Below are 14987 nucleotides of genomic sequence, written 5' to 3'. Positions count from 1 at the left end.
CCAGTTGCATTTGTTCCTGGAGATCAAAACTGTTTGTCCATTGCAGGTGTACGCAACCGGGTCGAGTAAGCCTAGATTGACAACCCAACGGCGCTGCCGACTCCCGACAGCAAAATGCCGACACTCCTGGAGGGCAATCATGAGCAACTCGCAAAAAGTCGCGTCACTGGCGCACCGCAAGGCATCGGCGCAGAACTGGTCAAGGGCATCCGTCAACACGACTATCGCATCGTCGCCGTCGCACGCCATTTAACCGGAATGCATGCCTGAACGAGTAGAAGAGCTCTTTTGCGAACCGCAAGGCCAATACACCTTATGAAGGAGCAGCACCATGCCAATGATCGACGCACTCTGGCCCGAAGATGCCTTGACCCGAGAGGCGGAAGCCCATCTGATCAAAGAATTGACTGACATTCTGATCAAGGCGGAAGGGTATGATCCCGCCAATCCGACTGCACAGCGCGTATCTGTTCTCAATCTCCATCGACCTGCTGCCGTATTCGTCGGTGGGGAACGCTCGAAAGCAGCGCGCTACCGGATCATTCCATCGGCGCCCGAAGGCCAATACACCGACGAGTCGCGTAGAGCCCTCGTTAAGGCGATCACGGAAGCGGTGGCCCGCGCCGAGAACCGACCGTTCGAAGAGGTCGCATCGCGCGTCTGGGTCTTCCCGACGGAGATTCCGGATGGCACCTGGGGCAGTCTTGGCACCATCTTTACGCTACCCGACATTCATGCTTTGCTTGCGGGTGACGCCGAACGCAGCGCCGGCGCGGAGCGACTTGCGCGCAGACGGCGCGAAAAGGCACGAATGACGCTCGAGGCCACTGTCGATGTATTCCAACGGGCGAACGAAGACGCTTAGCACGATCTCGCTGGTCGACGGGGCCACTGATCTGGCTGGAGGATGACTACCAGCAGATAGACGAAGCCTGTCACTTCCCGTATGAACACGATCGAAAGTGGCTCCTCGTCAAATCAACACGTAGCGCTATGCGAAATCGTTAGGCAGAGGATAAAGACCGCTCTCGTCGGGCACATCCAGTGGCCCGTCCACAGCCCATTCGGCGCACACCCGCGCGGCCGCCTGAAACACTAGCGTCGACTGCCTGTCCTGATCATCTGCATCACTGAACGATTGATCAGCGCAATGCTTCAGCCACAACGCTAACTGGCTGAACCGCTTTGCGTCGTGTTGCGCATTGATGCCAGCAATGTAGCCATTCGAATCGAACAGATGCGAAATCTCGACGAAGTAGATCAACGCCGCCTCGGCCAGCTGATCCGCCGGCAATGACAGCACCGCAAGGCTCCCGGGCGTGCCCGCGAGTTCCTTCAGCACGACCCAGTGAACATGTCGCGCGGTCAGCTCGGAAACGAATGACCGGAACACATTCGCACTTGGGCTACCCGTGGCGGAACGAGCCTGCGCCAGGGCGGTGTCGGCGTACACCAGCGCATCCGTATCGGCCGTCGCACGCAGTGCTTCGAGAGCCGGTGCATTGCGCGCGTGCGTCAGTTCATGCACGAGAACGCCCTGCAAGGTCACGGGTGCATGCGTGCCATCGACACGGCGCACGATTGTTTCACGTCCGAGAATCGTCGCGTCGCTCACGACAATGAACGATTTGATCGTGCCACCGCTTGAGAACATCATCGTGACGGCCGGATTGTTCGAATCGGCCGCCTGGCTGAACAGCGTATCGGCGCTTATTCCGCGCTGCATCGAGTCGGCGGTCCGCGTGAAGCGCTCTTTCAGATCGTCCAGGCGGCTGCGCGCAACGATCCCGAGAAGCGCTCCCGAACCCAGAAGCGCCAGCGCCGAGCGGCCGAGCATGTGTCGCCAGGAATCGAGCGGCGCATGCAGGAGCGACGCAAGCTCCAGCGCGACGAACTGTTCGAGTCGATGTTCGACGACGAAGGGGCTGAATTCGGCGAAGGTCGGATCAAGTCCCGGCGGCTCGAACAGAAGGTCGGCGTCGAGCGCCCGCGTCGTTCCTGGCCCAACGACGGGATCGTCAGGCACCAGGCCTTTGTCCGTCTTGTAGTCCGTTACGGCGGCGCCAGTATCCGGGCCGAACACACCATCCGCACCCGTCGGCCCCACAGACCGGCCAAGATCGATCAGGGCCTGCTGAAGCCGCATCACAGGCAGGCCGTCATCGCCCGCCATCATGCGGTGCTCGCCAGCGAGGCACGACCGCAACGTGGGATCACCCGTCAGGCGCGCGGAGCGCAGGGGCGACGTCTCGGTGAAATCCGCTGGTTCCGCCAACGGGGACAGCGGAGCGAGCACGGTCCATTCGAGCCCATTAGCCGACAGCGCTGACCGGATCGTCCCGCCGACGTCGACCGCGATCGCCATCACGCCCAGATCGATCGACACCGCCGTGACGCCGCCGAGCGGGCTGATCGCGGTATCCGAGACGATCGGCAGCAGCGGCGTCCAGTCACCGCCGGCGATGGCACGCGTGGCGGCACGCAGCACACGTTCGGTGTCGACCGCGAGGACCACGACGCGGTTGCCAGCCAGCGCGAGAGCGAGCGGCCCGAGCGTGTCGATGGTCGCCTGCACGTCGACGACCACCGGCTCGGCGATCGTCTGCGAGGCGGGATCGATGTCGATCGCCCGCAACCAGCCCTCCGGGCCAACCGCTGCGGCAATCAGCCTGCCGCCGAGCGCCAGCAGCGCCGGCCGCGCGCCGGGCTCGAACGCCACGCCGCTCGAGTCTGTAACGGCTCCGCTCCAGCCCGTCCCGACCGTCGCGAGGACGTTGCCCGTGTACCACTTGAAGCTGCCGCCGTCTTCGATCGCGACGACGTCTGCACTGCCCGCGCCGCGCGAGACCAATACAGGCCCCGCGACACGCCGATAGCTGGCTACGGAATCGAGGACCAGCGGTGCGCTCATGCCCGCCAGCAGCGTTTGCGGGTCGCCGACGAACACGACGAGCCGCCCTTGCGGATTGGTCGCCGCCAGCAGCAGCCGGTCCGGTGTCGGCAGCGCCACCGCGACCGCGCGACCGTCCGCGACCAGCCCGCTTGCGACCACCGGCTTCGAGACATCGCCCTGCTGGCCCAGCGAATCCCAGAACATATGCTGGATGCCGCCCGCGCCGCCGAAGAACGCGTCGTGCCGCAGCCGTGCGAGCGGCTGCGTTTCCTCCGTCGAGATCGCAGCGGGTTGCGCGGCGACCAGTTCGAAGCGGTCGTTCGGCGGGTCGGCCGCGAGTGGCCGTCCCCAGCCTGTGAAGAAGGTCCAATGCCGCCGCACCATCCGGTTGTCGGCGTCGAGATGGACGATGAACAGCGCGTCCCCGCCGGACGTTGCGCCCGCCACGGGCAGCACACGCACGAGTCCTTGCGCGCGGATGATCTTGCGCAGGTCCGGCATCGCGCCGATGCGCGCGCCGAGTGGATCGTCCGGCAGCACGCCCAGCGACGCGCTCCGGAACAGCCGGCGCACGTCGGCGGGCAGAAGCGTCCCTCCCGTAGCGGCGCGCGTCATCGACTGCAGCAGCGCTGCGCTCGCCGCGATAATCGCCGATGCCCCCGACGTGCCGCTGAAGCTCTGATAAGCGTTGGGCGCGCTGGCCGCCGGCGCGCGAATCGCGGCGCCCGCCGCAAAGCAGTCGACCCGGCTGCCGAACGACGAAAACGTGCGCGCCCATTGATCGGACGGCGGGCCCGAAAACTCACCCGCGCCAACCACGATCGCACCGCTGAAGGTGGGCGAATCAGGCCGCGTGTGGGCCAGGAAGGGGAACTTGTCCAGGTCGACGCCGCCGTTGCCCGCCGGCTCGATCACCGTGATGCCACGGCCCACTGCGATGCCGATGGCCACCTGCACGGCGGGGTCGAACTCCACCAGGATGGCCGGCTGGGGTGCCGGCGTGAAGGGCAGCGCGCCCTCGATCAGCAGGATATCGCCGCTGGAGAGGTTCGCGGTGGCCACGGCGATGGCTGCGGCACGGTTCACGACCCCGCCGCGATCCTCCGTTACCAGGTCCACGGCCGCGCCGGGCGCGATGCCGATTGTCCCGACGCCGTTGTCCGAGCCGGCCACGATGCCAACCACGCCCGTACCGTGATCGACGAAAGCCGATCCGAACACCGACAGCTTGCGCACCCGCGCGCCGATCAGTTCCTCGTGGGTCAGAAGCCAGCCGCTTTCGATGTCGGCGACACGCGCGCCGTCACCGGCGCCTCCGGCGACGTCCCACGCATAGACGGCATCGACGCCGTTCGGCGACGGCTGGATCTGCAGCGTGCGCTGCGCGTCGGGGTTCGTGCCATAAGAAACGGGCAGGTACGTCTTGTCGCGCACGCCGGCAAAGCGCACCATCGGCAGCGCGCTCGTGGCTGTGGCGAGCGCCTGTGCTGCAGCGTCCTCGCACGGCAACGTGAACCATACGAACGGGTCGGGCGGTTCGTTGCCGCCAAGGCGTACGGCATCCACGAGGTCAGCCAGTTGCTCAACGGGCAGGCTATCGAACAAGGGCTGCAGGCTCAGGCCCGGAAAAGCCGCAAGCAGGGCCTGCCATGCAGCGTCGAAAAGAGGATCGAGCTGAGGATCGGCGAGCCCCGCCTCGGCGCCCGCGATATACGGCAAGCCGAGTCCATCGATCAGTTGCACGTCGACGAAGGCCATCACCCGCCTCCTCGCTTCGAGACCGCGTTCTCGGCGAAAACGTCGAACCGCAGGTGCGATGTCGGCGGCCCGGCCACGGGCGCCGCGCTGCGCTCGACCCACAGGACCGGCCGGCCGGATGTGTCGCGCGCGAGCATCGCGCGCCGTCGCAGCATGACGCCGTTGCTGGGTATCGCGCGCGAGGCGAGCATGTGTCCGCGTCCAAGGCCCACGCCCGACGGCCCGCCGATCAGCCGCGATACGGGGCCGGGCCGGGGCCGCGGATACATCCCGGTGAGGTCGGCCAGCACGCCCTGGCGCCAGCCACCCGAGCGTCCATCGCCCGCGCCCGGATCGTTTGCCGTACTGACTACCGTGCCGCCTGGCGTCGGATCGCCGATACGAATCCGCTGATACGGATGCCAGCCATCCGGCAAGGTGGTCGACGGCAAATAGCGAAATTCGCGCGTGCCCGTTCGCGTGCCCTGCGCGAGCGCGGTCGACGTATCGGCGCTCGCTAGCACTTGCAGCCCATCCGCGCGCAGCTCGACGGCCCACGCGAGGTTGGCGTCCTCATCGACGCCGATCAGCAGTTCGTCGAGCGCAGGGCCCGTCAGCGGCGCGACAGCGACCGGCCAGACGACGAGAGACGACTCGGCCAGCCCGGCTGTGTGAAACAGCGACCACGCGTCGGCACCGCTTGCACTGGGTGCCGACAGATTCCAGGTCTCGCCGAAGCTGTCGCGCACGGTGACGCCTTCGAGCGTCACCAATACGCCGCTCGACGGATTCTGACTGGGATCGGCTGGTGGACGGACCGGGAAGGTGAACCAGTCGTCCGCATGCGCGAGCACTGCATCCAGCAGCAGCATGGTCGGGAAATGCGAGCGGTCGGGCGCGAAACCGCCGATATCGACGGCGTGGTCTTCGAGTTGCCACCAACGCGGCTGCGGCGCGCCGGGGTAATCGAGCCGGCCGGGAATCACTTCATGCGGATCGGCGGGTGCGACGGCGCGCGTCACGGTCAGTGTGCCAGGCGCGCCGTCCACAGTGAACCACTCGACATCGCCGCCCCTATGCTCACGCACCTGCAACGCGGTGCCGCCCGCCTCGAAGCGCGCGTCAAAATGCAACTGGGATGACGACCAGCGGTCGGCAGCGGGCGACGGCACTTCCGCCCACATCGTGTGACCGGCCAGATGACCGGCGAGGAACACGGCGCGCCCGTCCACTTCGTCAGCCAGCGCTTCGTACGGTGTCGGCAGCCGGCCCATCTTCAGGCGCCCGATCACCGTCGCGTCGAGCAGCGGCGCTGCGGCGCGCCCGAGCCGCACGCGGCGGCCAATCGTCCACCAGTCGCCCGGCTCCGCCTCCAGCAACGCCTCGGCTGGAATCACCGTGGGGTCAAGGTCCGGACGCGCGCGGTCGTAGCTGATGGGAATGTGCAGCGGCGCGCAGCGCACGGCCACGGGCGACGATGCATCCTCACCCTGATGCTCGCCCAGTTGCCACTGGCGCGACAGAAACCACACAGGATCGGCGACGCGCGCACGCAGCCCCTCGTCGCTGTCCGCGCGACGCGGCTCGAGAGCAAGGTAGAACGGATCGCTCATCGTGCATGCTCCTTCACGCAGGCCAGTTCGCGAGAAACGACAACGGCGACCGCGCGCTCACCAGCGCCGTCGACATCGCGTGCGGCATCGATCCCGCGCTGTTCTGCGCAGGCGCGCGCGCGTGAGCCATTTCGCGTGTTTCGAGCACTACGTCGAGCAGGCCAGCGTTGTCGAGCCGCTGTGTCAGATCGGGCGGCACCGCGACCAGCACCGCTTGCGGCGCCCGCGATTTCGGCGCATTGAAGCCGAACGCCGCCGTGGTCGTATGACGGCGGCTCGGGACCGATTCGCTCCAGCCGTCGATTGCGGCGAGCGCCACCTTGCTTCCAAAACTCGACAGCCCCGGACCATACGCGAGCACGACAGGGCCTGCCGCATGCCAAGGGTCGGTGGAGCCGCCGGGCGCGGCGATCGCGCTGGGCCATGCCGGTTGTGCCGCATCGAGCTGACGCGCCTCCAGCGCAGCCAGCCGGGGCCGCACGGCGGCAACGATTTCGAGCCACTCCCGATCGAGGCCTGGGCGCAAGCGCAGCACGGGCAAGACGGCGCGCGGCACGATCGGAAGCACCGGCAGTTCCGGACGGCCGGCCAGCGTGCGCAGCCCGCGCCGCACGTCGGCGGGCGGCAGCGACGCTGCCGTCTGAAGGCGGTCGGCCAACGCCGCGACGATCGCATCGCGCCGCTCGGCCGTGCCGGGCCCGGCATCGGCGGAACTGGTCGGGGGCGTGGCGCCCAGATCGACGTTCCAGCGCGCCGCCGCGTCCGTCACAGCCTGGCTCGCCCCGGCGGCGTCGGGATCGAGCGCGGCAAGTGCGTCGTGCGCGGACTGCGCGAGCCCAATCAGCTGGACAAGCCGCGCGCCGAGATCGGCGGCGATAGCCGCGCGCAGGTCGGCATCGGCCGTGTTGGGCAGACCTTCGTAGGCGCCCCCCGTGAGCGAGGCGCTCGACGCACCGTCGTCCGTTCCTCCGAGTATGGGAGCGAGGGCAGCATCCCACGTCGGGTCGGCGACGGCGGCCGGGTCCGCGTCGGGGCCGGTGGGCGTGGCGGCGGCAGGCAGAAGGACCCATGCGCTGACCCTGACGGTGGTCGCCTCGCGCGGCGTGCGGATCGCACGCAACTCCGGCGGCGCGCCGAGGCCGGCGGCCGCTTCCATTGCGGCGTTGGCAAGATCGGCATGGCCGGTGACGAGCGCGTGGACGCCATCCGCGACGAGCAGGTCGGCGTAAGTGTCGAGCACCTCGTCCAGCGGCGCGAGACGCGCGGCGAGATCGGCGGGCAGCCCCGCGGCCAGCGTGCCGTCGCGCGCCGCGGCCAATACCTTCTGACCGTCGCACACGCGGCGCTGCTGCTGGTCGGCGGCCAGCGGATAGGTTTCCCGTAACGTACGGACGACGTCCCAATCGCCCGCAATCCTTTCGACCTCGAGTCCCAGCGCCTCATACGGATGCACGCCCAGCCGGACGCGCTCGGCCAGTGCGACAGCCGCGCGCACTTTCGCACTGTCGAGATTGAGACGCCACCGGTCGATCCCCGGATGCCGGACGGCCGCGTCGCGCAGCAACGCGGCCGTCATGGCCTGCGCCGGGGACGGCGCGTGCAGCAGTCCTGCCACGGTCGGTCCGGGTGCCAGCGTGCCGTCTGGCGCGGCGTCGAACGGCGCGGGCGCATCGACCCAGCCGTACACGCCGAGGCGGAACGGCGCACGCACCGAGATCAGCCGCTGCAGCCGACGTTCCGCCAGACCCGTGAGCCACGGATCGACGCGAAAGGCGGCGGTATCCAGCGCGGCCAGCGCGGCGCGAAACAGCGGACGCGCCATCCTGTCCCACAGATCGGCGATCACCTCCAGGGCCTCTTGCACATCGGCAAAGCGCTGCGCCAGCACCCGGCCCGCAGGATCGTTCGCGGTCCGAAGCGTCTGGACGGCAGCGTCGCTGCCCACAAAAAGCGCGTCGCGATATGCCGCCTGGTCGTCCCAGGCGAGTGGCTGCCCGAGACTGATGGGTATCCCCTGCTGGAGCCGGCGGAAGGCATCACCGACGATCGCGCGACCAGCGATCAGCGTCTCGCGCATCAGATGCCCGACCAGACCCAGTTCGGCGCGCAAGCCAAAAAGCAGTTCCGGGTCCATCGTCGGCAGGCGTTTCAGGAGTTCGATCTTCTCCTGTTCGTCGTCCGGCGGGCCGGGAATGGCGCCGCGTCCGGGCGCGCGTCCGACGGGATGCAGCGGCGAGGGCACACCGCGCAGCGCGCCGGCGGCCGCGTCATCCCATTGATGATCGAGCGGCGGCATGCCGTGCGAAAGGCGCAGCGCCTGCAACTGGTAGAGATCGGCGGTCGCGCGCACGCCCCAGTAGCGGCTCGGCGCATGCAGACCGAGCACGCTCAAGAGGCCGCGCGAATCCTGACCGTTCACCTGCACACGCGCTGCGCGATTCGCGCTGGCCGTCGCGCGCCGCCACGGCAGCGCCCAGCTGCGGATACGGCTTTCGATCGCGGCGAGCGCGTCGCCCGGCTCATCGATCCAGTTCGCGAAAGCGGAAGCCGGCAGCAGACCATAGGGCTGCTCCCCCACCCTGAACGCCGGGCGAGGACCTTCGACGGCGAGGTAGCGGATCGCCCAGCGCGCGAGTTCGATTTCCGTCTCGCCCGCGCCCGTCACATCCCGCAGATACCGTCCCCACAGCGCGGGCCAGAACCCCTGCACTGCCAGCGATCCCGGGCCGTAGTAATCGAGCTCGCCGCCGAGCATCGGCAACGCAGCGGGTGCAACACGGCCCGTCAGGCCGCTCAGCACGGACTCCGTCGACATCTGATCAGCAGCTTTCACATGCAACAGCGGATAGAGCGTTTCGGCATGCTCACCAAAGTCCGTGGTCGGCTCGCCGGCGACGGTGTTGGTCGGCGTGCCTGGCGCGAGCACCGCCATTCTGGCCGACGCGTTGTGCGCATCGACGAGTTCAGCGGCATCGGTCTCTCCGATGCCGAGCACGACCAGCGCATCCAGCGCGGGCGGCACCGCGCCCACATCGATGTCGATACCGAGCCCGACCTTGACGGCGCGCGGATACGAGAGCCACCAGGTATCCGGCAGCGTGCCGCCCGCAAGGCCACCCGCCGTGAACTGTGCGAGATCCAGGTCCGCCACGATGGCGGCGCGGTCCGGCGTGAGCGTTGCAGCCAGTTGCCGCGTGCCGTCCGCGTGGACGAACCAGACGTCGATCTGTTCGGGCAGCCCCACGGCGCCATACACCCGGAACGACGTGTGGCCGGTTTCGCCCGTGCGATCGAGTGCGAGCTGCCCTTCGCTGTCCGTGATCACGTGCTGACGCCACAGCGCGAGCGCGCGGCCGGCGCCGACGAAGCCCGCGAACAGGCCAAAGGCATCGGCTTCGGACAATGGCGTCGGCCCCGCCATGCGGCCGATCGCCTCCGCGAGCCGGTCGAGTTCGTCCTTGACGGGCGGCGCAACGATGCGCGGCACCGAGAATTCATCCGGGTAGACGCGCAGGCGCAGCATCCACTGCGCGACACCATCAGTACGCTGTGCGGGCGGCACGAAGCGCGTCTCGAGCCGGAGCGGGGCAAGCACTTCGACCGTACTCATGCGCGCCTCACACCGGATCGTGAAGAAGCCGCCCGATCATCACGCGCACGGGTACCGCAAAACGGCGGTGAGCGTAGTCGGCGGAGTGGACCTCCGAACCCGGCAAGAGCGGGTCCGGCGCGTGATAGAAACGGTAGCCGGCGGGCGGCTCTTCAAGCACCACCCAGTAGTCGAGCAGTTCCTGCGGCTTGACGGGAAAGCCGAAGAAGGTCAGGTCGCGGCCAATCGTGCCCGTGAAGCTCGGGTCCACGCGCTTGTTCAGATCGAGCGCAAGGTCCAGGGCCGGCGCGGCCCAGTCGTTCTCCTGCTGGTACAGGTAGACCACCGTCGACGGGTAGCGGCGAAACAGCGTCGTGCGGAAAGCGACGACGGCCTCGTCGCCCGGATGGTCCGGCGGCAGCAACGCCGCGCTGCCGAGTGGATCAGCGGCCTTCCATTGGCGGATCGGCACGATGTCCAGCACGCTGCTCTTGCGCTGCCAGAACTTTCGCAGCGGCGACCAGCGCGTGACGAGCGGAACGTTGCGCCAGCGAAGCTCGGCGCTCGCCTGATGATTGGCCCCAACCAGGTACGACTCGACGAACACGGGGTTGGTCCCGAGCGCGACCACGTCGCCGTCGAGCAGGTCGCCTGCCCCCGGCAGCATCCAGTCGGGCGCCCGTTCGGACACGAAGCTCCAGAGCGGAAGATCGAGTTCAGGCTCGATCTCGACGGGACCGATGTGCTCGATGCCGGGCAGCGTCGCCAGCACGCGCTCGACAGCAGGCGGACGCGCCACGGTGGGGTCGATCGCTTTGGACACGATGCCGGCGAACGCCTCGAGATCGATCGCGCGACAGGGCTCGTGCGACGCATGCTCGTTCATCCAGCCGTCCCACTCGAGAACCGAGAGGTCCGGCTCCGGAAACGCTCGCATGCCGAGGAAGCGTTTCACCGCCTCGATATCAGGCTTGCCGCCGGGCCCCGCGGCAAGCGCGCGGAGCGCCGCGGCGACAGCGCCCGGCCCCGGGTGCGAACCGAGGTGCTGCAGGACGGCGTCGGCAAGGCCCATGTCGCCGCGCGCAGCCTCGACGATCGCCTGCTTGACGGCGGCATCGGGGTCGCGCCCGGTCGAGCGGATCCCGGCGGGGTCCGCGCGGTCGTCCGGGCATTGGTTGGCGGCGACGATGACGGCCCCGAACGGCGCACGGCCATCGGCAGACAGCGCAGTGCGCGCAGGACCGGGCCGCAGCGCGCGCCGCGCCGCCGACGACAGCAACGCGCGGCTCAACTGCGGCGTGCGGCCAGCGACCTCGTCGAGTGCGGATCGGCCAGCCGTCGTCAGCAATCGACCCAGCGAAGGCATCAGCACGGCGATACGCTCGGGCGAATCGGCCGGCAGCCGGCGGCGCCACAGCGAACGGCTCACCTCGACACCCAGCGCCACATGACGAATGCGGCCGGCGGCAATCGCAAGGTCTCCCGCCTTCAAGGCCGCGGCGGCGCTGATCCTGTCCTGCCATTCGACCGCGTTCCATGCTCCGAGGCCAGCGGCGCCGCGCAGTCGCGGATCGTTGCGAAGCTGCGCTATCCAGCCGTTATCCACGGGATCGTCAGGTCCGTTCGCATCGCCGAAGGGTGCGTCGTAGCGCGGCGAAGTCACGACGGGACGACCGTCCGGCGTGACGATCCGGCGCGCAAGCGCCGCCGTCTCCTGGACGACATCGTTGGGCGGCGCATCGTCGGCGGGATCGGGCGGGTCGCCCGGCACGCGAGGAAGGCGCAGTGCGCCCGCCGTCTGCAACTGGGTCGTCTTCTGCGGCGCGGCGCGGCTGGCGTAGCTCACCTGCGCAATGCCGAATGGCTTGCCGCCGGGCTTGGGGACGAGCGCGGCCTTGTGAAGCTTGCGCGCCAGATCGCGGAAGTCCCCGGCTGGCCCCGTACGAAACGACCACCAGTCATAGAGCGCACACGTCACCGGCCGGGTGCCGTCCCACGCGTCGTCGCCCGATGCGGTGAACGCGGGCACAAGGCAGGCGACATATTCCGTGTCGTCAAGATAGTTGCCCGCGCCGGCAGGCGACGGCGCCAGCAGCCGCGCGACCGTCGCGTGCCCCGCCACCTCATGGACATGCGCCCACTTCAGCGATTCACCGAGCCGATGATTGAACTGCGCGACGAGCCCCAGCGTGACGCGGCCATCGGGACGCAGCACGATGTCGTTGGCCGATCGCTGGCCGACCACCAGCACGAGCCACGGACGCAATCCATCCGCGCCGGCGAGTTGCGGCGTGTAGCGCCACGGCAGATCGACGGCCGAAAATTCCACCAGGGCGAGCTTGGTGACTTCGGCATTGCTTGCAAACGGCGCGGGAAAACGCCGCGTGATCGCGCCCGCCGCCAGCCGCTCGACGTCGCCCGGGCCGAACAGCTCGTAGCTCGCATTGGCAGTGCGCTGATTCGCCGCATCGTTGAGATCGACCAGCTTCACCTCGGCCTGGCCCTGCAGCCTGCCGCCGCTGGCAGCCGTCGCACCGGCTCGCAGCGCCTTGTCGAAGTGGGAATAGAAGTGGTTGTTCGCCATGATCCGCTACACCGTGGCGAGGTCGACGGGGGCCGCCGCATCGCTGGCGGCAAGCGCAATGCCGCCGCGATAGCGGGCAGACTGATGCGCTGCCGTGGCGCTGCCGAAGACTTCCGCGGTGTTCGACGCGCGCCATTGTTCCGCCGTCGCGGTGATGACCGGCGCGGCGTCGCTGAGGGCGGGCGGACGCCCCGCCGCTCCCACCATCGCGGACAGCTCGCCGAGCGGCGTCAGCAGCGTCCACTCGTGTTCCCTCTTGATGCGGTTGCCGACAATGATGATCTGCTCGACCTCGCGGTCCTCGGGCGTTCGGTTCGCATCGAGCGGCGGATCGGCCAACGAGAGCACGCGCCCGGCGGGCAGCACATCGAATGGAGGCCGGTTCAGCGCCTCCGCCTGCGTCAGCGTGATGTAGCTTCCAGGGCTGAACCGCTCGGTCACGTCGCCGCTTCCGCCGTCCACCTTCACCCCTTGTGGCCCACCCAGCGGACGTCCATCGGCACGGTCGATCAGCAAGCCCAGCGGCGCGCGGCGCTGCAAGACCTGAAGTGCGCCCGTCGCCGGCACGGCCGCCAGTCCCGGCGTGCCGGGACGCGGCTTCAGCACCACCTGCGCATCCGCGATGCTCGCGCTCTGCACGCTCTGCGGCTTGCCAAGCTCTTCAGCGATGAGCGTGAGCAGGGAGACGGGCGCGGGCAGCGCATCGGCGGGCCCGCTGCCCAACGTGAAGGTTTCGTCCCAGTCCAGAGAAAAAAGGAACACGCTGATCGAGAGCGTGCCGCGTATCACGATGGGACCCGGGCCGCCGATCATGCCCGACAGCGTGACCGACGCAAAACTGAAGCCCTCCACCGACACACCGAAACCCGCCGCGATATGCGCTTCGAAATGGAACGGGCGGAACTGGACGAGTGCATCGACCTCGACGAATCCATGCGCCTCGATGCCAAGCGAGATGGAGACCTCCATCCGCCCGCCGAATTGCAGCGTATTGGTCGTGAAGGCGAAATAGCCCTCGGTGCGGATGTCGATGATGGGCACCGGGTTGTTCACCGTCATGCCGACACGCCGCAGTGCCGGAAGTCGGGCCGGCTCCGGATTGAAGCCCGGGAAGAAGCCGCCCACGCTGACCACGAAGTATGCCGAGCTGCCCCAGCTGAGCCGCATCGCGCCGTCACCGTAGACCTCGAAGATGCCAAGCACGCTGCTGTCCACCAGGCTCGCGTCCACGCTGACCAGCTGCTCGACGGGATCGACGAGGCCAAGGACATCGAGCCGCAGATTGAGCAGTACGTCGAGCCCAGGAATCGCGATGCGGCCCACGCCGAGCACGGCCACACGCCCCGCCGGCAACTCGACGATCACGCCCAGGTCTAGTCCGAGCAGGCTCCCGGCCGGACCGAAAGAGAGCCACGCGAGCTTGAGCGTCGGGCCGACCAGATGCGTGCCGGGCTGGGCGGGGAAGAACCCGTCGATCGCCGTCACGAGCGACAACGGCGACGCGGGCGGCTTCACGGCGAACAGCACATCGCCGGCGCCGCCCGTGCGCACGGCCGCGCGCAATGCCTCGGGATCGAGGCGGCGGTTGACGCCGACAATCCCGCCGACGCGGTCGAGCGAGAAGCCGAAGGACAACTGGACAGGCGGCAGGAATTGCACGCCGAGGACGGCGATGAATGACGGCTGGCCGTTGATGGTCGCGAGCACTGCGGATGCCGTCACCTGCACGGCGCCAAGCGGCAGTTCGAGCGTGCCGCCGAACCCGCCCGCTGCGGGCAGCCTGACCAGCGATCCACCGCCCGGCCCTCCGCCGCCGAATGGCGACGCGATGCTGGCCGCAACCTCCCCGACCTGGTAAGGGCCAATCGTCACCGGGTCCGGCGTACCGGCCAGGTCGCTAAACTCGGGCGGCTGGATTACCAGCATCGACGAGGCGACTTCGAGATGAACCGGGCCAAGGTCAACGCTGCCGTGGATGCCCTCGGTGGACAGCTTGCCCAGATCGTCCGCGAGCGCGGCGACCCCCGGGATGTCCGCGAGAGGACCGAGAAGTGCTTTCGCCAGCTCGGCGCCGAAGGCGTCGCGGGCTGCCTCCCATTGCGACACAGCCGTCTTCCATTCGGCGCTGGTCATCGAGCCAGCGGAACGATCGGCCAACGCCGCAAGTGCCGTCGCTGCCTGCAGGAGCGAGGCAATCCGGTTTGCCGGCTGCGTACCTACAGCCGACAGCTGCGTGCCCAGCTCGGCCGCATACTGGTTGATCTCGGCGCCGGGCATGGACACCTCACGCTCCGGCCGCAGCGCCGACAACGGAAACGGAAAACAGCACCGCGGGAGGAACCGGCTTCACGACGACCTCTCTGTTGTTGGCTACGCGACTGTCATTTCAAGCCCGGCGCTCTATGCGCCCGCGCGACTGTTCCCTGGAAGCGCGGAACGAACGCCCCGACAACTGACGATAGGCAACTTTTCGAGTATTGCAAGCTGAATGCAAACATCGTTCGGGCCAGGCGCGGGAACCGAACCAATCACGTCAATTGTTTTGTTTCTGGGGATGCCCTGGGGGCTCGT

The 14987-nt window shown here is 68.3% G+C and carries 6 protein-coding genes; 1 reads left to right on the top strand and 5 read right to left on the bottom strand.

The window, feature by feature from the left end; all coding sequences use genetic code 11:
- Positions 1-331 precede the first annotated feature (331 nt).
- Positions 332-865: a tautomerase family protein gene (locus C2L65_RS33550; protein WP_042311967.1), complete on the top strand. Its 534-nt coding sequence runs from the start codon at positions 332-334 to the stop codon at positions 863-865.
- 126 nt (positions 866-991) lie between these two features.
- Here C2L65_RS33550 and C2L65_RS33545 read toward each other — a convergent pair whose 3' ends face one another.
- The 5 genes from C2L65_RS33545 to C2L65_RS33525 are packed head-to-tail and all read right to left on the bottom strand — an operon-like array spanning position 992 to position 14693.
- Positions 992-4651, bottom strand: coding sequence for a S8 family serine peptidase (locus C2L65_RS33545; RefSeq protein WP_042311969.1), 3660 nt, complete (start codon positions 4649-4651; stop codon positions 992-994).
- Positions 4651-6243: a hypothetical protein gene (locus C2L65_RS33540; protein WP_042311971.1), complete on the bottom strand. Its 1593-nt coding sequence runs from the start codon at positions 6241-6243 to the stop codon at positions 4651-4653. Before C2L65_RS33540 ends, C2L65_RS33545 begins: the two co-directional genes overlap by 1 nt.
- Positions 6244-6256: 13 nt before the next feature.
- The gene (locus C2L65_RS33535) at positions 6257-9853 is read right to left on the bottom strand and encodes a hypothetical protein (RefSeq protein ID WP_042311972.1); all 3597 of its coding nucleotides are present in this window, start codon (positions 9851-9853) and stop codon (positions 6257-6259) included.
- A 7-nt stretch (positions 9854-9860) separates the two neighbouring features.
- Positions 9861-12416, bottom strand: coding sequence for a hypothetical protein (locus C2L65_RS33530; protein ID WP_042311974.1), 2556 nt, complete (start codon positions 12414-12416; stop codon positions 9861-9863).
- A gap of 6 nt (positions 12417-12422) precedes the next feature.
- Positions 12423-14693, bottom strand: a complete 2271-nt coding sequence (locus C2L65_RS33525; protein WP_042311977.1) for a DUF6603 domain-containing protein — start codon at positions 14691-14693, stop codon at positions 12423-12425.
- Positions 14694-14987: the final 294 nt, after the last annotated feature.

This window comes from Paraburkholderia terrae (assembly GCF_002902925.1).
In the GTDB taxonomy this organism is placed as follows: domain Bacteria; phylum Pseudomonadota; class Gammaproteobacteria; order Burkholderiales; family Burkholderiaceae; genus Paraburkholderia; species Paraburkholderia terrae.
Note: the sequence above shows the minus strand (reverse complement) of the source record. Positions and strands in the feature narration are given on the sequence as shown.